At 61.8% G+C, this 19,152-nt stretch carries 24 protein-coding genes and 1 tRNA gene; 13 read left to right on the forward strand and 12 right to left on the reverse strand.

All coding sequences use genetic code 11. The annotated features are described in order from the left end of the window. Nucleotide 1 precedes the first annotated feature (1 nt). The gene (gpmA, locus tag ACHAC9_RS11605; protein ID WP_435760139.1) at nucleotides 2-748 is read right to left on the reverse strand and encodes a 2,3-diphosphoglycerate-dependent phosphoglycerate mutase; all 747 of its coding nucleotides are present in this window, start codon (nucleotides 746-748) and stop codon (nucleotides 2-4) included. Between the two features lie 120 nt (nucleotides 749-868). Here gpmA and ACHAC9_RS11610 point away from each other — a divergent pair, with 120 nt between their 5' ends. The 5 genes from ACHAC9_RS11610 to ACHAC9_RS11630 all read left to right on the forward strand — a co-directional run bounded on the left by ACHAC9_RS11610 (nucleotide 869) and on the right by ACHAC9_RS11630 (nucleotide 3,816). Next, complete coding sequence (locus tag ACHAC9_RS11610) at nucleotides 869-1,270, forward strand: rhodanese-like domain-containing protein (RefSeq protein ID WP_435760140.1); 402 nt, start codon at nucleotides 869-871, stop codon at nucleotides 1,268-1,270. 22 nt (nucleotides 1,271-1,292) lie between these two features. Further along, nucleotides 1,293-1,556, forward strand: a complete 264-nt coding sequence (grxC, locus tag ACHAC9_RS11615; RefSeq protein WP_435760141.1) for a glutaredoxin 3 — start codon at nucleotides 1,293-1,295, stop codon at nucleotides 1,554-1,556. Nucleotides 1,557-1,724: 168 nt separating this feature from the next. Beyond that, nucleotides 1,725-2,186: a protein-export chaperone SecB gene (secB, locus tag ACHAC9_RS11620; protein WP_435760142.1), complete on the forward strand. Its 462-nt coding sequence runs from the start codon at nucleotides 1,725-1,727 to the stop codon at nucleotides 2,184-2,186. A 146-nt stretch (nucleotides 2,187-2,332) separates the two neighbouring features. After that, nucleotides 2,333-2,776, forward strand: a complete 444-nt coding sequence (locus ACHAC9_RS11625) for an SH3 domain-containing protein (protein WP_435760143.1) — start codon at nucleotides 2,333-2,335, stop codon at nucleotides 2,774-2,776. A 26-nt stretch (nucleotides 2,777-2,802) separates the two neighbouring features. Continuing rightward, a complete protein-coding gene (locus ACHAC9_RS11630) occupies nucleotides 2,803-3,816 on the forward strand; it encodes an NAD(P)H-dependent glycerol-3-phosphate dehydrogenase (RefSeq protein WP_435760144.1) in 1,014 nt (337 codons plus the stop codon). 41 nt (nucleotides 3,817-3,857) lie between these two features. Here ACHAC9_RS11630 and ACHAC9_RS11635 read toward each other — a convergent pair whose 3' ends face one another. Genes ACHAC9_RS11635 through mscL form a run of 4 tightly spaced genes read right to left on the reverse strand, consistent with a single transcriptional unit; the run spans nucleotide 3,858 to nucleotide 6,581 of the window. Continuing rightward, nucleotides 3,858-4,226 carry a cupin domain-containing protein gene (locus tag ACHAC9_RS11635; RefSeq protein ID WP_435760145.1) on the reverse strand — a complete coding sequence of 123 codons (369 nt, stop codon included), beginning with the start codon at nucleotides 4,224-4,226 and terminating at the stop codon, nucleotides 3,858-3,860. A 9-nt stretch (nucleotides 4,227-4,235) separates the two neighbouring features. Next, entirely contained in the window at nucleotides 4,236-4,928 is a 693-nt protein-coding gene (locus ACHAC9_RS11640; RefSeq protein WP_435760146.1) for a DUF2461 domain-containing protein, read from the reverse strand. Nucleotides 4,929-4,962: 34 nt separating this feature from the next. Continuing rightward, the gene (locus tag ACHAC9_RS11645; protein WP_435760147.1) at nucleotides 4,963-6,150 is read right to left on the reverse strand and encodes a Do family serine endopeptidase; all 1,188 of its coding nucleotides are present in this window, start codon (nucleotides 6,148-6,150) and stop codon (nucleotides 4,963-4,965) included. Continuing rightward, nucleotides 6,147-6,581 (reverse strand): large conductance mechanosensitive channel protein MscL, encoded by a 435-nt coding sequence (mscL, locus tag ACHAC9_RS11650; protein ID WP_435760148.1) that lies wholly within the window; start codon nucleotides 6,579-6,581, stop codon nucleotides 6,147-6,149. Before mscL ends, ACHAC9_RS11645 begins: the two co-directional genes overlap by 4 nt. A 304-nt stretch (nucleotides 6,582-6,885) precedes the next feature. Between mscL and petA the strand changes: the two genes are divergently transcribed. The 8 genes from petA (at nucleotide 6,886) to ACHAC9_RS11690 (ending at nucleotide 12,743) form a co-directional block, all read left to right on the forward strand. Further along, nucleotides 6,886-7,500 (forward strand): ubiquinol-cytochrome c reductase iron-sulfur subunit, encoded by a 615-nt coding sequence (petA, locus tag ACHAC9_RS11655; RefSeq protein ID WP_435760150.1) that lies wholly within the window; start codon nucleotides 6,886-6,888, stop codon nucleotides 7,498-7,500. Between the two features lies 1 nt (nucleotide 7,501). Then, on the forward strand, nucleotides 7,502-8,917 hold the full coding sequence (locus tag ACHAC9_RS11660; RefSeq protein ID WP_435760151.1) for a cytochrome b: 1,416 nt from the start codon (nucleotides 7,502-7,504) through the stop codon (nucleotides 8,915-8,917). A gap of 26 nt (nucleotides 8,918-8,943) precedes the next feature. After that, nucleotides 8,944-9,705, forward strand: a complete 762-nt coding sequence (locus ACHAC9_RS11665) for a cytochrome c1 (RefSeq protein WP_435760152.1) — start codon at nucleotides 8,944-8,946, stop codon at nucleotides 9,703-9,705. Between the two features lie 97 nt (nucleotides 9,706-9,802). Next, nucleotides 9,803-10,414 carry a glutathione S-transferase N-terminal domain-containing protein gene (locus tag ACHAC9_RS11670; RefSeq protein WP_056342583.1) on the forward strand — a complete coding sequence of 204 codons (612 nt, stop codon included), beginning with the start codon at nucleotides 9,803-9,805 and terminating at the stop codon, nucleotides 10,412-10,414. 223 nt (nucleotides 10,415-10,637) lie between these two features. After that, the gene (locus ACHAC9_RS11675) at nucleotides 10,638-11,123 is read left to right on the forward strand and encodes a ClpXP protease specificity-enhancing factor (RefSeq protein ID WP_435760154.1); all 486 of its coding nucleotides are present in this window, start codon (nucleotides 10,638-10,640) and stop codon (nucleotides 11,121-11,123) included. Between the two features lie 27 nt (nucleotides 11,124-11,150). Beyond that, a tRNA-Thr gene (locus ACHAC9_RS11680) sits at nucleotides 11,151-11,226 on the forward strand. Nucleotides 11,227-11,562: 336 nt separating this feature from the next. Beyond that, a complete protein-coding gene (locus ACHAC9_RS11685; RefSeq protein ID WP_435760155.1) occupies nucleotides 11,563-11,769 on the forward strand; it encodes a hypothetical protein in 207 nt (68 codons plus the stop codon). Between the two features lie 206 nt (nucleotides 11,770-11,975). Further along, on the forward strand, nucleotides 11,976-12,743 hold the full coding sequence (locus ACHAC9_RS11690; RefSeq protein ID WP_435760156.1) for a GIN domain-containing protein: 768 nt from the start codon (nucleotides 11,976-11,978) through the stop codon (nucleotides 12,741-12,743). 7 nt (nucleotides 12,744-12,750) lie between these two features. Here ACHAC9_RS11690 and ACHAC9_RS11695 read toward each other — a convergent pair whose 3' ends face one another. The 7 genes from ACHAC9_RS11695 to ACHAC9_RS11725 all read right to left on the reverse strand — a co-directional run bounded on the left by ACHAC9_RS11695 (nucleotide 12,751) and on the right by ACHAC9_RS11725 (nucleotide 19,144). Beyond that, complete coding sequence (locus ACHAC9_RS11695) at nucleotides 12,751-13,062, reverse strand: BON domain-containing protein (RefSeq protein WP_435760157.1); 312 nt, start codon at nucleotides 13,060-13,062, stop codon at nucleotides 12,751-12,753. Between the two features lie 96 nt (nucleotides 13,063-13,158). Next, nucleotides 13,159-14,286, reverse strand: coding sequence for a tetratricopeptide repeat protein (locus ACHAC9_RS11700; protein WP_435760158.1), 1,128 nt, complete (start codon nucleotides 14,284-14,286; stop codon nucleotides 13,159-13,161). Nucleotides 14,287-14,302: 16 nt separating this feature from the next. Continuing rightward, the gene (locus ACHAC9_RS11705; RefSeq protein WP_435760160.1) at nucleotides 14,303-15,241 is read right to left on the reverse strand and encodes a type II secretion system F family protein; all 939 of its coding nucleotides are present in this window, start codon (nucleotides 15,239-15,241) and stop codon (nucleotides 14,303-14,305) included. 9 nt (nucleotides 15,242-15,250) lie between these two features. Next, nucleotides 15,251-16,234, reverse strand: a complete 984-nt coding sequence (locus ACHAC9_RS11710; RefSeq protein ID WP_435760161.1) for a type II secretion system F family protein — start codon at nucleotides 16,232-16,234, stop codon at nucleotides 15,251-15,253. Nucleotides 16,235-16,267: 33 nt separating this feature from the next. Further along, entirely contained in the window at nucleotides 16,268-17,614 is a 1,347-nt protein-coding gene (locus tag ACHAC9_RS11715) for a CpaF family protein (protein WP_435760162.1), read from the reverse strand. A gap of 17 nt (nucleotides 17,615-17,631) precedes the next feature. Then, nucleotides 17,632-18,807, reverse strand: a complete 1,176-nt coding sequence (locus ACHAC9_RS11720; protein WP_435760163.1) for an AAA family ATPase — start codon at nucleotides 18,805-18,807, stop codon at nucleotides 17,632-17,634. A gap of 64 nt (nucleotides 18,808-18,871) precedes the next feature. Further along, a complete protein-coding gene (locus ACHAC9_RS11725; RefSeq protein ID WP_435760164.1) occupies nucleotides 18,872-19,144 on the reverse strand; it encodes a hypothetical protein in 273 nt (90 codons plus the stop codon). Between the last annotated feature and the right edge of the window lie 8 nt (nucleotides 19,145-19,152).

A 19,152-nucleotide genomic window follows, 5' to 3' on the forward strand; every position in this document is an offset into this window, starting at 1 on the left:
CTTACTGTGCCTTCCCTTGGTTCGCCACGGCCGCGACCGCTGCGGCGATCGCCTCCTGGTCTCCCAGGTAGTAATGGCGGATGGGTTTGAGGTTGTCATCCAGTTCGTAGACCAGCGGCTGGCCGTTCGGGATGTTCAGGCCGACGATGTCGGCATCGCTGATGTTGTCGAGCATCTTGATCAGGGCACGCAGGCTGTTGCCGTGGGCCGAAATCAGGATCTGCTTGCCCGAGCGGATGGCCGGGGCGATGTCTTGTTCCCATACCGGCATCACGCGCGCCACGGTGTCCTTCAGGCATTCGGTCAGGGGAATGCTCTCTTTCGGCAAGCCGGCATAGCGCGGATCGTTGAACGAGGCAAGCGGATCGTTTTCTTCCAGCGGCGGCGGCGGCGTGTCGTAGCTGCGGCGCCAGACCAGCACCTGCTCGTCGCCGTATTTGGCGGCGGTCTCGCCCTTGTCGAGGCCCTGCAAGCCACCGTAGTGGCGCTCGTTCAGGCGCCAGTCGTTCTTGATCGGCAGGTACATCTGGTCCATTTCGTCGAGCGCCAGCCACAGCGTGCGGATCGCGCGTTTCAGGACCGAGGTATACGCGAGATCGAAAGCGAAACCGGCCTCGCGCAATGCGCGCCCGGCAGCTTTCGCCTCGTTGACGCCCTTGTCAGTCAGGTCGACGTCGACCCAGCCGGTAAAACGGTTGGCCAAATTCCAGGTGGATTCGCCATGGCGCATGAATACGATTTTGTACATAAGCTCTTCTATCAAAAGATTGCAAAAGGAATCCGCGGCAGTTGCTCGCGGCCCCAAAAAATATTTCAGTCCGGCTTCTATTTTATAATGGCCGGATTGAGTTCAACCATTGGAAGCCTTGTGAAATTCATCCTCGATAATATCTTCATCGTCGCTATTGCTGTCGTTTCCGGTGGCGCGCTGCTGTGGCCAGCCCTCGCACCGAAGGGCCGCCGCGCCAGCGCGCTGCAAGTGACCCAGCTGATCAACCGCGGCAAGACCACGATTCTCGACGTACGTAGCGCCGAGGAATTTGCCGCTGGTCACATGCGCGACGCGAAAAACATTCCGCTGGCAGACTTCAGCAATCGCATCGGCGAACTGGAAAAGTCGAAAGGCCGTACCCTCGTCGTCGTCTGCCAGAGCGGCGCCCGTTCGGACAAGGCGGTGCGCCAGCTGAAAACCGCCGGCTTCGAGGACGCCCTCAGCCTGGAAGGCGGCATGACTGCCTGGACGACTGCCGGTTTGCCGGTAACCAAATAAATCAAGATAGGAAGGAAACACCATGAGCGCCCACGTTGTCCTCTACCACACCGCCAGTTGCCCGTATTGCGTCCGCGCCGAGCGCCTGCTCGAAGCGAAGGGCATCACTGAAATCGAGCGCATCCGTGTCGACCTCGACCCGGAACAGCGCCAGATCATGATGCAAAAGACCGGCCGCCGCACGGTGCCGCAGATCTATGTCGGCGAGACCCACGTCGGCGGTTTCGACGACCTCTATGCACTCGACCAGGCGGGTCGCCTCGACCCGTTGCTCAAGGGCGAGTAAGCGACGCATTAGCAAGACATGGTGGGCTGGAGCGGGGTCTTTGAACGGCCCCCTCGCCGGAGCTATTCCATCCAAATTGATTTTGATACAATTGCCGTTGCGTTTGACTCCAAGCCCATCGGGGGGCGGCGCTTTGCCGTTCCTTTTACTTCACATCGAAAGCGTTCCATGTCCGACGAAAACCTGCAACCAGTCTTCCAAATCCAACGCGTCTATCTGAAAGACATGTCGCTGGAGCAACCAAACTCCCCAGGGATCTTCCTCGAGCAGGAAGCCCCGACCATCGAAGTCTCGCTGGACGTTGGCGCTGAAGCAATCGCCGATGGCATCTACGAATCGACCGTCACCATCACCGTGACCGCCAAGGTCAAGGACAAGGTCGCTTTCCTGGTCGAAGGCAAGCAAGGCGGCATCTTCGAGGCACGCAACATTCCTGCCGACCAGATGGATCCATTGCTGGGCATCGGTTGCCCGAACATCGTCTACCCGTACCTGCGCGCGAACATCGCCGACGTGATCACCCGCGCCGGCTTCCCGCCAGTGCACCTGGCCGAGATCAACTTCGAAGTGTTCTACCAGCAGCGCCGCCAGGCAATGGCTGAAGCCGCTGCAGCCGCGCCGGCAAACTAAGTTTACTGTTATTCGGCCCGTCCGGCACGCTGTCGGATTGGCTGGACTTCGTGATGGGCATTCTTGCCGCGCCTTTCCAGGAAAGCGTGGTGAGCATGCCCTTGCTGCCATATTGGCGTCTGGTTTTACGAAACCCGGGCCCTGCCATGATGTTTCCCCGATTATTTGCTACCGTGCTCTTGTCGCTGGCATGCGCACAAGCTTGCGCCGCCGACTTCCGCTCGGTCGGCGCGGCATCGGTCGTGCTGTATGACGCGCCCTCGGTCAAAGGCGCCAAGCGGTATATCGCACCGCGCGGCATGCCGGTCGAGATCCTTGCGCGCTACGGCGCCTGGGTCAAGGTGCGCGATGCCGATGGCGAGCTGGCCTGGACCGAGACGAAAGGCCTGTCGGCGCGCCGCAATGTCGTCGTCAAGGCGCTATCGGCAAAAGTACGCGCCGCGCCCGACGATAACGCCGCCATCCTGATGACCGCCGACAAGGGCGTGCTGCTGGAGCTCAGCGATCCGGCAGGGAGCATCTGGGTCCGCGTGCGGCACGAGGACGGCATCGCCGGCTTTGTGCGCGCCACCGAGGTCTGGGGCATCTGAATCCAACTATGCAAGAGACCAAGAAAATGAACAAGATCACTGTTCTCGGCGCCGGCGCCTGGGGCACGGCCGTCGCCATTGCGGTCGCCGCACGCCACGACGTGCTGCTCTGGGGCCGCAACGCCGAGCAGATGGCCGCCACCGAAGCCGCACGCGAGAACACGACGTATTTGCCGGGCCAGCCGCTGCCGGAGGGCTTGCGCGTGACGGCCGATTTCGAGGCAGCGCTGGCGCACGTGCTCGATGCGAACGCGGACGAGGCGCCGCTCCTGATCGCGGCCTGTCCGGTGGCGGGCTTGCGCCCCTTGCTCGAGCAGCTCAAGGGGAGAAATATCCCGAACGTCGTCTGGCTCTGCAAAGGGTTTGAGTACGGCACGGGTCTGCTGCCGCACCAGGTGGTGCGCGAGGTGCTGGGCGATGCGCTGCCGGGTGCGGCGCTGTCGGGCCCATCGTTCGCACAAGAGGTCGCCCGCGGCCTGCCTTGCGCCCTGGCGGTGGCGTCGACCTCGAAGGCCTTGCGCGACAGCGTCGTCGCTACCGTCCACGGCGGCAACCTGCGCGTGTATGCCTGCGACGATGTCGTGGGTGTGGAAGTGGGTGGTGCGGTGAAAAATGTTCTGGCGATCGCGACCGGCACCGCCGACGGTCTCGGCCTGGGCCTGAACGCGCGCGCGGCGCTGATCACGCGCGGCCTGGCGGAGATCACACGCCTCGGTACCGCGCTGGGCGGCCAGGCCAGCACCTTCATGGGGCTGACCGGGATGGGCGATTTGATCCTGACCTGCACCGGTGATTTATCGCGCAACCGACGTGTCGGCCTGGCGCTGGCGCAAGGAAAGCCCCTGGAGACCATCGTCGCCGAACTGGGCCACGTGGCCGAGGGCGTGCCCTGCTCGAAAGCCGTGCGCGACCTGGCGGCCAAGTTGGGGGTGGACATGCCGATTACGAATGCGGTGGCGGCGGTGCTGTTCGACGGGTATGACGCGGCGGAGATGGCCAAGCAGTTGCTGGCGCGCGACCCAAGGAATGAGTTGGCCTAAGCTTTATCCATTCAGCGTGGGCACGGAGCCCACGCCATGCATTATTTACCCTGCCCCGTATGCGTCGGACCACCGCCACGTGTCGGACCCAGCAGAATCGTCATCAAGGCCACCGCATCCTGGTTCGCACGGATGCCGTGCGGCTCGCCGCCCGCCAGGTACACCATCTCGTTCGGCTGCAGCACGACACTGTTGCCGTGCGCATCAACGACGATCTCGCCTTCCAGGCACAGCACCGTCACTTCTCCCTCGACCCGGTGTTCCGGCATCGGCTTGTCTTTCGGGACGATGAGCCGGATCAGTTCCATGTGTTCGGTCTTCGCCAGCGCGATCGACGTGAAATTGGCGATGTCGTCTTCGCCGCGTTGCAAGGCGATTCGTTCGCCCGATCGTGCGTGTTGCAAGGCCATGTCGCCTCCTTATTCGTTTTCTAAAAGTGTATGCGGTACCCCGCGCAGCCAGGTCACCAGCGCGAAAGCATCCTCGAATCCGCGCGCAAGCCGCGGCACCAGCTCGTCCGGATCATTCACCTTGAGCGGCAGTTCCGTCCACACGAAAAAGCTTTTCAGCTTGATGTGCTCGATATGCGGGTGCGCCGGATCAAACCCTTTTGGCGGACGCTGCAGTTTGTCTTCGTCGAGCAGATCGCCATAGGTCGCGCGCAGGTGTTTATTCTTTAACATTTTTGCGAAACCTGTCGCATCGTTGACCACGTGTTCGCGGATGGCTTTCAGGCGCGCCGCAGGCGGCAGATATTCGCCGGCACCGATGCCGAGGATCCCGTTGCCATCGACCTGAAAATAATAGGTCGAACCGCCGCCGGCGCTCGGACGGCGCTTGTTGTTCGGCGCGATGCCAGCCGAAAAACGCGTTTTATACGGGGTCTTGTCGTTCGAAAAGCGGATGTCGCGATTGATGCGGAACATCGCCTTTTTTGGGTCGACGGCGGCGATCTGGCGGTCGAAGGTCGACAACTCGCGGATCAGTTCTGTGACCACGGCCAAAAACTCTTCGCGCAGGATGTCGTAGCGCGGTTTGTTCATGATGAACCAGGGACGGGCGTTGTTTTCGCTGAGCTCGCTAAGAAATTGCGTCAAGTCACGCAGGTGCATGGAAAATCCGAAAAAGTAAAAGTAAAAGTAAAAGTTACGGGGAAAGACGTGGACGCTTGCCGACGGTGACATCGACCGTCGACTCGCGCTTTTGGCGCATGAGTTTCAAGCGCGCCTTGGCGCCGGGTGCCAGTTGGGCGATCAGGTTCAGCATGTCGCCGGTATTCTTGACGTTCTGTCCTTCGACGGCGAGCAGGATGTCGCCCGGTTGCACGCCGGCGCGGTCGGCCGGACCGTTGCGCACGACGCCGGCGATGATGGCGCCGCTCTGGCGCCCCAAACCGAAGCTGTCGGCCAGTTCGGGCGTGATGTCTTGCGATTCGATGCCGATCCAGCCGCGCACCACTTGCCCGTGCTTGATGATCGACTCGAGCACGTTGCGCGCAGTCGACACGGGAATCGCGAACCCGATGCCGATCGAGCCGCCGGTCTGCGAGTAGATTGCAGAATTGATGCCGAGCAGGTTGCCATGTGTGTCGACCAGTGCCCCGCCCGAGTTGCCGAAGTTGATCGCGGCATCGGTCTGAATAAAATTCTCGAAATGGTTGATATGCAGGTTATTCCGTCCCAGGGCAGAGATGATGCCCATGGTGACCGTCTGGCCAACACCGAAAGGATTGCCGATGGCCAGCACCACGTCGCCGACACGCGCGTCGTCCGGCTGGCCCAGCACCATCACCGGCAGGTTGCGCTCGCTGATGCGGATCACGGCGAGATCGGTTTCCGGATCGATGCCGACCACGCGGGCGGTGGCTTTGCGTCCATCGGCCAGGCCGACTTCGATCTGGTCGGCCCCTTCGACAACGTGGAAGTTGGTGATGATGTATCCCTCGCCGCTGACGATGACGCCCGAACCCAGGCTCGACATTTGTTCCTGGGGCGGCATGCGCTCGCCGAAAAAGCGGCGGAAAAACGGGTCCTTCAGGATCGGATGGGCTTCGCGCGACGCCTTGCTGGTGAGGATGTTCACCACGGCCGGCATCGCACGCCCGGCGGCATCGCGGTAGCTCTCGGCCACCGCGCCGGACGGGGCCTGCAGCACCGGCACCGTGCGCGCGCCGGGGCCGACCGGCACCTGGACCGGTGAACGTCCAAGCCAGTCGGGACGCATCGTCGCCACCACGAAGTACAAGGCGAGCACGACCGTTACCACCTGGGCGAACAGCAGCCACAGCCGGCGTAGCGGCGAGGCCGGGCGAATCGGATGGATGTCGTCTTTCACTTTTCCGGTGCGCGGCGCAGGGAGTCGCGGATTTCACGCAGTAACAGGACGTCTTCCGGCGTGGCCGGCGCTGCGGCCGCTTCGCTTGGGACGATGCGTTCGCGCATGCGGTTCATCAGGCGCACCATCTGGAAGATGATGAAGGCGAGGATGATGAAATTCAGCAAGATCGTCAGGAAATTGCCGTAGGCAATCACCGCGCCGGCTTTTTTCGCTTCCGCCAGCGCGAGTGCGGTTCCCTGATTGTTCAGGGGTATATAGTAATTTGCGAAATCGAGACCACCAAACAATTTACCGATAGGCGGCATGATGACGTCCTGGACCAGTGAATCGACGATGCGCCCGAATGCGCCGCCAATGATGACCCCGACTGCGAGATCGACGACATTGCCACGCATTGCAAATTGCCTGAACTCATCCATCATCGACATCGTTCTCTCCCGGGGTTATCGAATTAACCAAGGCGATGATACCGCAAGCGCTTTTTATCCGTGCGTACCGCGCGCCCTCGCCTGGGGCCGTGGTGGCGGCGGTCAGGAGCCGATACGTCCCGTTCCGATGGGTAAGAACGACTCGACAGGACGCCAGATTCAGTGCTCAAGGGACGCCAATTCCAGCGTTGCCGCACACCGAATATTTTTTCTCCAATAAAGATTGCCATTCACATATAATTTTATGTTGCTGCAAGCTCTTAATTGATACTCAAGATTCGACATTTCACGGAGTGGGGTTGGTATGAGTAATGAAAAGCAGGTCGATTCAGGCCGGCGCGGTTTGCTCGTTGCGACATGCGCGGCGGGCGGCGTCGTCGGTGTGGCCACGGCAGGTGCCCTGGTCAGTACCTTCCAACCGTCCGAACGGGCCAAGGCTGCCGGCGCTCCGGTTGAAGTGGATATCTCGGACGTCAAGCCGGGAGAGATGAAGGTCGTCGAGTGGCGGGGCAAGCCGGTGTGGATCCTGCGCCGGACGCCGGAAATGCTTGCCAGCCTGCCGAAGAACGATGCTCTCGTTGCCGACCCCAAATCCGAAAAAATCTTTCAGCTCGATATGCCGGAATACGCGAAGAACGAATTCCGTGCCCGTCCCGAGCACAAGGAAGTCCTGATCACGGTCGGCATTTGCTCCCACCTGGGTTGCTCGCCTTCCTCGCGCCTGTCTCCGGGACCGCAGCCGAACCTGCCCGATGACTGGCAAGGCGGCTTCATGTGCCCTTGCCACGGCTCGACCTTCGATCTGGCTGGCCGCGTGTTCAAGAACAAGCCGGCACCGACGAACATGGACATCCCGCCGCACATGTATCTGTCCGATAACAAGATCGTGATCGGCAAAGACGAGAAAGGCGAGGCATAACATGGGCGCCGCATTCAAGGAAACAAAACTGCCGGCGAACGCACCGGCCGGCCAGAAGGCGCTGGCCTGGGTCGACGACCGCTTCCCGCTGTCGAAACTCTGGAATGACCAATGGGGCAAGTACTACGCCCCGAAAAACTTCAATATCTGGTACCTGTTCGGCTCGCTCGCGATGTTGATCCTGGTGCTGCAGATCGTGACAGGTATCTTCCTGACGATGCACTACAAGCCGGACGCCAACCTGGCCTTCGGTTCGGTCGAATACATCATGCGTGAAGTCCCGTGGGGCTGGCTGGTGCGTTACATGCACTCGACCGGCGCCTCGGCCTTCTTCATCGTCATCTACCTGCATATGACCCGTGGCCTGCTCTACGGTTCCTACCGCAAACCGCGCGAATTGATCTGGATCTTCGGTTTCGCGATCTTCCTGTGCCTGATGGCGGAAGCTTTCTTCGGCTACCTGCTGCCATGGGGACAAATGTCGTACTGGGGCGCCCAGGTGATCGTCAACCTGTTCGGTGCGATTCCCGTGATCGGCCCGGACCTGTCGCTGTGGATCCGCGGCGACTACGTCGTCTCCGACGCCACCCTCAACCGCTTCTTTGCTTTCCACGTCATCGCCCTGCCGCTAGTCCTGCTGGGCCTGGTCGCGGCGCACCTGATCGCGCTGCATGAAGTCGGCTCGAACAACCCGGACGGCATCGACATCAAGGACCACATCGGCCCTGACGGCCACCCGCTCGACGCGATTCCGTCGCATCCGTACTACTCGACGAAGGATTTGTTCGGCGTGTCGGTGTTCCTGCTGATTTTCTCGGCGGTCGTGTTCTTCGCACCGGAAATGGGTGGTTACTTCCTCGAGTACAACAATTTCATTCCGGCCGATTCGATGAAGACGCCGGCGCACATTGCGCCGACCTGGTATTTCACGCCGTTCTATTCGGTGCTGCGCGCCACGACGGCCGACTTCATGTACGTGCTGATGGCGGCAATCGCCCTGTATGTCGTGTTCATCTGGATGAAGTCGCGCCTGTCGTTCAAGGCCAAGGTGGCGATCGCCGCGATTGCCCTGGTACTCATCATCGGCATGCTGCCGCAGGTGCTGGAAGCGAAATTCTGGGGCGTGGTGCTGTTCGGCTCGTCGGTCGTGATTATCGGCGCGCTGCCTTGGCTGGATCACTCGCCGGTGCGCTCGATCCGCTATCGTCCGGACTGGCACAAGTGGGTGTATTGGCTGTTCGGCCTGTCGTTCGTGGCGCTCGGCTACCTCGGTACCCAGTTGCCGACGCCGGCCTACACGCTCATTTCCCAGGTGTGCACGCTGTTGTACTTCAGCTTCTTCCTCCTGATGCCGTGGTGGAGCACCGCCGGCCGGTTCAAACCGGTGCCGACGCGCGTGACCTTCCACCCGCATTGATCGCAGGCTCAAGCTTAAGGACAACCATGAACTTCACAAAGAAACTGATTGCGGTCCTGGCACTCGTGCCGGGACTGGTATTCGCAGCCGAAGGCGGCTTTCCGCTGGACCGCGCACCGGAGCGCAGCGACATGGCGTCGCTGCAAAACGGCGCCAAGCTGTTCGTCAACCATTGCCTGAATTGCCACTCGGCCGTGTCGATGCGCTACAACCGCTTGCGCGATCTGGGCTTGAGCGACGAGCAGATCAAGACCAATTTGTTGTTCTCAGCCGACAAAGTTGGCGAGCTGATGAAGACGTCGCTGCGTACGGACGATGCGAAAGCCTGGTTCGGGGCAGTACCGCCGGATCTGTCGGTGATCGCACGTGCAAAATCGTCGCCGGCGGGCAGCGGCGCCGACTATCTGTACACCTATCTGCGTACCTTCTACAAGGACGATACCCGCCCGACCGGCTGGAACAACATGGTCGTGCCGAACGTGGCCATGCCGCACGTGATGTGGCAGATGCAGGGCCTACGTACCCCCAAAATGGTGGAGCAGGCCGACCCGCACGATGCGACCAAGAAGATCCATACCTTCGCCGGCTGGGATCAGGTAGCACCGGGCACGATGTCGTCGGCCGACTTCGACACCGAGACGGCGGACCTGGTTGCCTATCTCAGCTGGATGGCTGAGCCAGCGCAAGGAACCCGTAAGAAACTCGGTGCCATCGTGCTGATTTTCCTGTCAGTATTTGCTTTCCTGGCCTGGCGATTGAACGCGTCCTACTGGAAAGATCTGAAGTAATTCGTTTTCATTGCCCACTTGGCTATAATACGGGCACATTTTTTCGGGGTGAGTCGCTTGGCGCTTCACCCCTTTGTTTCTTAAGGAACGACCAACCATGATGGTTCTCTACTCTGGCACCACGTGCCCGTTCTCGCAACGCTGCCGCCTCGTCCTGTTCGAAAAGGGCATGGATTTCGAAGTGCGCGACGTCGACCTGTTCAACAAGCCGGAAGACATCTCGACGATGAATCCGTACGGCCAGGTCCCGATCCTGGTCGAGCGCGAATTGATTCTGTACGAATCGAACATCATCAACGAGTACATCGATGAGCGCTTCCCGCACCCGCAGCTGATGCCGGCCGACCCGCTGATGCGCGCACGTGCCCGCCTGATGCTGTTCAATTTCGAAAAGGAATTGTTCGTCCACGTGCACGTCCTGGAAAGCGACCGCAACAAGACGAACGAGAAGGCCCACGACAAGGCAAGAGCTGAAATCCGCGACCGCCTGACGACGCTGGCACCACTGTTCCTGAAGAACAAGTACATGCTGGGCGACGAATTCTCGATGCTCGACGTGGCGATCGCACCGCTGCTGTGGCGCCTGGACCACTACGGCATCGAGCTGTCGAAGACGGCCGCACCGCTGATGAAGTACGCCGAGCGCATCTTCTCGCGTCCGGCCTATATCGAAGCGCTGACGCCGTCCGAAAAGGTAATGCGCCGTTAACAGCGCTTGCCGCCATGGTGCTGTCCGCATAGACGGACCGCGCCATGTGCCGGCTTTACCTGATGCCAGTGTTGCGACGTCGTTTGACAAACCGCAGTAAGCTGGCAGCTTGTAGTTGTACGTTCCGCACGCGTTCGCTGGCGTTCACGCCGCGGCAGCGCGCGGCAGCGGTGGCGCATCCGTTCGCCGACCCATTGACGGATTACTGTTTAATTTTTTGCACATGCCTGACATCTCCACCAAGCCCTATCTGCTGCGCGCCCTTTACGAATGGTGCACCGACAGCGGTTTCACACCCTATCTCGCAGTCAAGGTTGACGCGGCAACTACGGTGCCGATGGAATACGTCAAAAAGGGCGAGATCATCTTGAACATCGCCTATGGCGCGACCTCGGGCCTGAAGATGGACAACGACGCGATCCAGTTCCGCGCCCGTTTCTCCGGCGTCTCGCGCGACATCTATGTGCCGGTACATAACGTGCTGGCGATTTACGCCAACGAAAACGGCCAGGGCATGGCCTTCGACGTCAGCGCTACCGCTGCCGAGATGGCGGCAACGGCGGAAGAACCAGGCACGAGCGCCCCAACCTTGTCGGCTGTGCCTGACCTCGCCAGTGCGGCGCCCCCGGCGCAGGTGTCGCATTCGCCCGACGACGATGACGAGCCCCCGAAAAAAGGCGGCCGCCCGACGCTGACCCGAATCAAATAGCGTTATAATTCCTGCCGTACAGATTACGCCGGCTTAGCTCATTTGGTAGAGCAGTTGATTTGTAATCATCAGGTGGCCAGTTCGAAACCGGCAGCCGGCACCAATATCCGCTGAAAAGCCCAACCTTCAAAGGTTGGGCTTTTTGCGTTTGGGGTACTGCCAGCGGCTTGAGCGGCAATCCGGACACCTCCACATGCACCTCGACAGCCTGCATCGGGTCGCTCGCGTGGATGGGCAACCTGAATTGAATTGCCTGGCCCTGGACGGCCAGCGTGCGATGACGCGGCCCCACGGCGGTACACCTTACTGCCGACGCACCGTCCAGGTGCGTCCGCGTGCGGTTTTGTGCAGGGAAGCGGGGCGCCGGCAGCGGCATGGTTCTTGCTGACTTCTTGATGTCGGCAACACGCCTCCCTCTTCCATCTCACAAGGAATGCTCATGTCCCTTTTCCTGCGTCGCCTCGTCCCTGTTGCCGCCCTCCTGGTTGCGATCCTTGCTGCCACCTTCCCCGTCGCGCCCGCCCAAGCCCACGAGACCGGTATGCCGCACCTGATCCATGAGTACGAAGCTTCGGCGGCGCTGGCTGTGGTGGTGCTGTCGCTAGTGGGTGCGGGTTTGCTGGTCAGGCGATCTCTGCGCCGCTGATCGATGGCCCCAGTGTGCACGCCATCTCGTTCCCGGTGTGCAGCGCTTTTCTCATGCTCGACCATACACGCTTGCATGCGCGAGCTCCCAGGATCACCCGCGTTTCGGCGTTTCATTCCCCCTATTGCGCAGCCGGTCGCACAGCCCGCGCCGAAGCAGGCCCCCGTATCTACAGTGGCACCATCGACTAGATGACGGAGACCACCATGAACAAACTGCTCGGCACTACCCTGATGGCTACGGCCCTGACCTTGAGCGCGAGTGCTGCCGTGGCGGCTGACCTGATGCGCGAATCGCGCACGGTCGATGCGCAAGTCACCCGCGTCAAGCTCGACGGCGTGGTCGATCTCGTCGTACGCCAGGGTGCCACGTCTTCACTCGTGATTTCGGGCGAACGTGCGGATGTTGCGCGTGTGACGACGCGCCAGCAGGGGGAGACGCTGGAGATCGGCACCGACCGCCGCAACAATTACGCCCTCGGACGCAACCCGAAACTGCGCGCCGAACTGGTCGTGCCGAACCTTGCCGAGTTTGTATCGGAAGGCGTGGGCGCCAGCACGGTCAGCGGCTTCAGCGGCGAAAAAATCGTGCTCGCCCTCGATGGTGCCGGGGCCGTAACGCTGAACGGCAGCTACCGCAATGTCGACGCCCGACTGGGAGGCGTCGGCAGCCTGAGGATCGATGGGGTCAAAGCCGAACGCATGGACCTTGCGCTGCGCGGGGCCGGCCAGCTCGCCGTGACCGGCCAGACCCGTGCCCTGCGCGCGACCCTCGCAGGCGTCGGCAACCTGGACGCGGAAAAGCTGCGCGCCGAAACCGTCAACCTCGACATGAGCGGCCTCGGTGGCGCGACCGTGTATGCCAGCTCGGCGGCGAGCCTGAGCCTCAGCGGCATGGGGTCGGCCACTGTTTATGGCAAGCCGACGCAACGTAATGCAACGACCGACGGCATGGGCAAGGTCAGCTGGCGCTAGCGGCTGACTACTTCAGGACGGTATTGTTGCGCACCTCCTTCACGCCCTTGACCTGACGCGCGAGCTGCACTGCCTTCTGGGCGCTCTCGCGCGATTCGACAAAGCCGCTCAGCTGTACCGTACCCTTGAAGGTTTCCACCTTGACTTCAGTAGCTTTTACGTTGGGATCGGCGGCAAAGGCCGCCTTGACCTTGCTGGTGATGACGGTGTCGTCAATGTATTCGCCCGTGCCTTCGCGCGTCGCGGTCGGCGCGCAGCCGACGAGCAAGAACACCATGAAGGCGGCGAACATCGAGGTGAAAGGCTGTGCAATATTCATGGCAACGCTCCCGTAAAATGAAGAATATCCCCTCATTTTCGGGTGGACGCATTGACAGCGTTTGATGCGGAACAAAGGTGCCGGGCTGCTGCGCGCTCAAGGCGCCTTGGCCGGCAACTCCGCTGTCGCCAGGGTATGGTGATTCTGCAACGCCGGGCGCAGCGCCAGTTGCCCGCGCACCAGGTCCTGGCCCAGGATCAGACGCACGTCGGTCGGCTTGCAATTGTCGACTTGGACGATCTGGGCGGGGTCGAAACGGCCCGTCTGGCGGTCACTCAGTCGCTGGGCCAGCCGTTCGGCCGCAGCGCGATAATCCGCATGATGCTCGATGCGGGTACGGCGTACCTGGAAACCTTTTTCATTGCTCAGCCGCGTTACCTGCAGCCCATCGCCCATCACCTTGCGCGACAGTGAGCGCGCCATGCCCGTAACGCCATTGCCATTGCGAATTTCCAGCAACACGAAATCAAACCGCGCACGCGGCACTGGCGGCACTGGCGGCACTGGCTTCGGCACTGGCGCGCTCTGCGCCAGCGCGCCTTGTGCGGGCAGACGCAGCAGCTCGAGGGTGCCGTCAGCGGCTGTGCGCACTTCGGTTGCCGCCCAGCCGGTATCGGGCCGCGCCGCACTCGTGACTGCAGCTTTGATCGCAGCCACCGCCGTGCCCCCGACGGCTGCATAGTCGCCGCGGAAATCGTGTTCACGCAGCGCATCGGCCTGGCGGAACATCAATGCAGCGCGTTCGTCCTGGCCCAGCCGACGCAGGCTTTCACCGAGATTGTTCCAGGCGCGATGGTCGAGTGGATCGAGCACACAGGCTTTTTCCAATGCGGCCACGGCGTTGTGAAGGTCTCCGCCCAGCAGGTAAGCATAGCCGAGGTTGGCGAACAAGTAGGCACCCTCCGGTCCCGTGCTCGGCGTCAACTCGTCGGTGAGGGTACGCCAGATGGGAACGGCCTGGGCGAAGTCGCCCCGGCGCGCAAACGCCGCGGCCAGCGCATTGCGCGCGCGAACATGGCGCGGCGTAGCAGCCAGTACCGTGCGGTAGGCCGCAATGGCCTCGTCGTAGCGGCCGGCCAAGTGATGCTGACGCCCCTGGTCGTATGTGCGATCGGCATCGACCCCAGGCGCAGCGCCGGGCTGACGCGCGACGTCGGCACAGGCCAGCAACAGCGCACCAGCGCACACTACCGAGATTTTCTTGAGCATTCGACGGGGTTGCATGGGGATTCTCCTCGATTCAGGATGCGCCGTTAACGGAAGCAAGTGTGCGGCTCAGCAGGATCCCTGCCGGCCCCAGCAGGACCATCAGCAACGTCGGAAAAATGCAAAAGATGAGGGGGAACAGCAGTTTCAGGCCAATTTTGGCGGCACATTCTTCGGCCAGCAGGCGCCGTTTGTTGCGCAAATTCTCCGAATACACACGCAGCGAGTCGCCGACGCTGGTACCGAAGCGCTCGGACTGGATCAGCATGGCTACCAGGGTATCGACGTCGTCGACGCCACTGCGCAGGGCAAAATTGCGCAAGGCCTTCTCCTTGCTAAAGCCGGCGCGCATTTCCATCAGAACCAGCTGCAGTTCCTGCGCCAGCGTCACGCTTTTGATATGGATCTCGCCCGCCACTTTTACAAAAGCCCGCTCCAGGCTCAGTCCGGCCTCGACGCAGACGGTAAGCAGGTCCAGCGCATCCGGCAAGGTTTCGAAAATCTCGCGCTGGCGGCGTCGTGCGATGTGATGCAGGCTTGCGTTCGGCATGTAGTAGCCGACCGACGCGGTCAGCAGCAGCAGGAACAGGAGGGATATGCCTGATAGCCCGATCACGGCGGTCGCGACCAGCACGCCAATCACGGCTGGCCCGAGTAATGCCAGTACTGTCTTCGACGCAAAGAACAGTGTCGGCGCAAATGGGTTCCGCCAACCTGCGTTCATGAAGCGGGTGCGTAGTGTTGATTTTTCCCACCCCTCTTCCGGGATCGATAGCTTGGTCAGCGGCTGGCTGACCTTGGCGACCCGTTCGACCCAGCCATCGGACTCGAGCTGGGTGGTATCGGACTTACCGATAAAACGGCGCAGGCGGGTACGCAGCGCCACCGGTGCGAACAACATCATCGCCAGCCAAGCCAGCGCGCAGACGATACCGAAGACGATCAGCAGAAACGATAATTGTGCGGCATTCATTGCAGCTCCTCAAATGCGAATCCGGATAACTTTGCGCAGCCAGATGACGCCGAGCAGGATCATGCCGGCCGCGTACCACATAAGACGAACACCGCTCGGGTCGGTCCACAGGAAGCTGACGTAATTCGGGTTGACCACGGTGAGTACCAGCATGACGGCAAATGGGAGCAGGCCGAGAATCCAGGCCGACATACGGCCCTCGGCCGACAGCACGCGCACCTGGGCTACCAGCTTCAATCGGTTGCGAATGATGGTACTGATGTTGCCGAGTATTTCGGCCAGGTTGCCGCCCGACTCGCGTTGGATCAGCACCGCGATGATCAGGTAGCGTAGGTCGGTGAGTGGAATGCGCGCCGCCATGTTATGCAGGGCTTCGCCCATCGGCACACCATAGTTGATTTCCTCGCGCGCGAGGCGAAACTCGCTGCTCAGCGGTTCCGGCAGCTCGTTGCCAACGATTTGCAGCACATTCGTAAAGGAATGCCCGGCACGCAGGGCACGTGCGATGAAATCGGCGGCGTCCGGCAACTGGTGCTCGATGCGGCACAGGCGCCGCGTGCGTGCGCGCCGCACCAGGAGGTAGGGGACGGCAAGCGCCGGCAGGACCAGCACGAAGCGCAGCGCCACCGGCAGCGGCAGCGGCCAGCGCATGCTCGCCATGAAGGCCAGCATGAAGGCCATCAGCGAACAGCCGAGGAAGCGTTCGACCGTCAGCCCGCTGCCGGCCTGGATCAGCAACGCATCGAGCCACTGAAGCGGCGCGATCCGGTGCAGCAAGCGATCGAAGCCGTCATGGACGCTGAACCGACGTTGCTTGAGAATCGAGATGCGCTCGCCGGTGCGTCCCATTCCTCCGGACATGACCTGCAACCGGCGCGCAATGCGCCTGGCGGCCTTGCCGTGGGTGCTCGACCACCATAAATAAACGCCCTCGATCAACAGGATCACGGCGGCGAACAGGAAAACGGTGAAGCTGTAGAAAAGCAGGTCCATGGCGCGGCTCCACTGCAGGCACGGCCTGCGGGTTCATTGGAAAATGCGGTCGGGATCGAAGGTGTCATCGGGGATTTCGACGCCGTACATCTTCAGGCGGTCGGCAAAGCGCGGACGCACGCCGGTGGCGGAGAAATGCCCGAGCACCTTGCCGTCGCGGTCGACACCAGTCTGCTCGTAATGGAAGATCTCCTGCATCGAGATCATGTCGCCTTCCATACCCGTGATTTCCTGGATGCTGACCAGTTTGCGGCCGCCGTCGATCAGGCGCGAGGCTTGCACCACCACTGTCACCGCCGAGCAGATCTGCTGACGGATCGCACGGGGCGTCAGGCTCACGCCGGCCATGCCCACCATATTCTCCAGGCGCGACAGCGCGTCGCGCGGCGTGTTTGAGTGGATCGTCGCGAGCGAGCCTTCGTGACCGGTATTCATCGCCTGCAGCATGTCGAGCGCCTCGGGACCACGCACTTCGCCGAGAATGATGCGGTCAGGGCGCATGCGTAGCGCATTCTTGACCAGCGCGCGCTGCGTAACCTCGCCCTTGCCTTCAATGTTCGCGGGCCGTGTCTCGAGGCGAACCACGTGCGGTTGACGCAGCTGCAGCTCGGCCGCATCTTCGATGGTGACGATGCGCTCGTTGGCGGGAATGAAGCCTGACAGCAGATTGAGCAGCGTGGTTTTGCCGCTACCAGTGCCGCCCGAGATCAGGATATTGATCTTGGCGATACCCAGGCCCTGCAACACCTTGACCATCGGCGGCGTCACGCTCTTGTACTCGATCAGGTTTTGCACTGTCAGGGGCGTGGCGCCGAAGCGCCGGATCGACAGGATCGGCCCGTCGATCGCCAGGGGCGGAATGATCGCATTGACGCGCGAGCCGTCCGGCAGGCGGGCGTCGACCATCGGGCTCGACTCGTCGACACGGCGGCCCACACGTGAAACGATCTTCTCGATGATCTTCATCAGGTGCGCATTGTCGTGGAAGGTGATGTCGGTCATTTCAAGCTTGCCACGGCGCTCGACGTAGACGCGACTGGCCGTATTAACGAGGATGTCCGAGACGGTCGGGTCGTTCAGCAGCGGCTCGAGCGGGCCAAAACCGAGCATTTCGTGCTGGATATCGAGCACGAGATTGTGGCGCTCATGCTGGTTGAGGACGATGCGTTCCTCCTCGATGATGCGCTGGATAAGCAGCGCCAGCTCGTGCTTGAACTGCTCGGCGGTCAGGCGCTTCAGGCGTTCCAGGTCGATCCGGTCGAGGATCATCTGGTGCATCATCTTTTTCAGTTCCTGGTAGGCCCCGTTGCCGGCTTCGACCGGCAGCACGCCGGTTTTGCGGTCATCGTCCGAGATGGAAAGGCGTTCACGCAGCGACATGGGAATCTCCTTGCAAATCAATAGTCGGCTTCACCGCGCCCGAACAGGCGGTCGAGCAGGCCACGGGTTTCGGGAGCGCGCCGTGCGGTGACAAGTTCCACCAGATCCGCCAGGCTGCGCGCCGCCGCGCTGGCGCGTGAGAGTTCGAGAACCGGGACGCCCTGATTCACCGAATCGGTGACAGCGACGTAATCGTTCGGCACGGTATGCACGACCTCGCAACCGAGCGCTGCATGCAGGTCGGGCAGGCGCAGGCGGCCACCTTTTTCGTAGCGGTTGACGATCAGGCGGATCGTCTCGGGGGGATAGCCGAGCGAACGGAAGATGTCGAGCAGGCGGCGCGCGTCGCGGATGTCGGGCAGCGCCAGCTGGAGCACCGGGTAGATGGTGTCGGTGCTGTCGAGCGCACGAAGCGAAACAGCATCAATCTGGCGCCCGACATCGAGCACGATGTAGTCATAGTGCTGGCGTGCCACGCGCAGGATGGCGTCAATGTGTTCCGGCTTGGCTTCCTTCGCCTGCGATGGGTCGTCGGCCGCGGCCAGCACGCCGAAGCCGCGCGTGACGTGCACCAGGCAGGAGTCGAGAAAGGGACCGTCGATGCGAGCGATCTGCTCACACACATCGGACAGTGTCATAGCCGGCTTCTGGTCCGAGACATACAGCGCTGCGTCGCCGAACTGGCCGTGCAGGTCGATCAGCAGCACCTTCTTTTCGGCCAGCGTGGCCAGCGCATAGCCAAAATTAGTCGAGATGAAGGTCGCGCCGCTACCGCCCTTGCAGGCGATGAACGCAAGCACCTTGCCTTCGCGTAGCTGGGCAACGCCGGCGGCGGTGGAGATGCGGTCCATCGCCTCATGAAAGGCACGGTGCACCAGCGGCAGCTGTAGCACTTCGCGCACACCCGCGCGCATCGCACGAATCAGGAATTCCGGCTGATGCTGGCTGGTGAGCAGCATGAATTGCGCTTCAGGGTACTGGCGCGCCATCCGTTCGAGCAGGTCGGCATCATCGGGCGCGCCATCGCCGGCATCGACGATTACCAGGCCCGGCGCCTCGCCCAGCGGCCGGTCGAGCGCCTCGCGCATCGACACACGGCTGTTGGCCACGTTCAGCGGCGGCACGCGTGCCGCGCCCTGGGAGGCGAGCTCGGCAAACAGCAGGCTGTCGCGGCTGATCAGAAGGGCTTTCATGACAATCCTCGTGGAGCACTGGAGTTGGAAATGACGGAGGAATTGCGGCTGGGCGCCGCTCGGCTTACTTCCCGCTGCCGAGCGTGTTGAGCAGCGGCGCGCTACCCTCGCCGCCGGGGTGGACAAAGGAACGCTGATAACGCTCATGCGCGGCGCGCGCCGCCGGCCCGTCAATGCCGCTGGCAGGGTTGGTGTTGGCTGCAGCGCGCGGATCGACTGTCTGCGCCGCGAGATTCGCACGCACTGACGCGCCGAAGTTCTTTTCGAAACGTGGAGCGGTCGAGCAGCCTTGCAGCAGCAGCAGCGCTACGATTCCTGCGATTGTCCTGGTTCTCATTGCCGCCT

The organism is Massilia sp. CMS3.1 (genome assembly GCF_051262535.1).
Classification (GTDB): Bacteria; Pseudomonadota; Gammaproteobacteria; order Burkholderiales; family Burkholderiaceae_D; genus Telluria.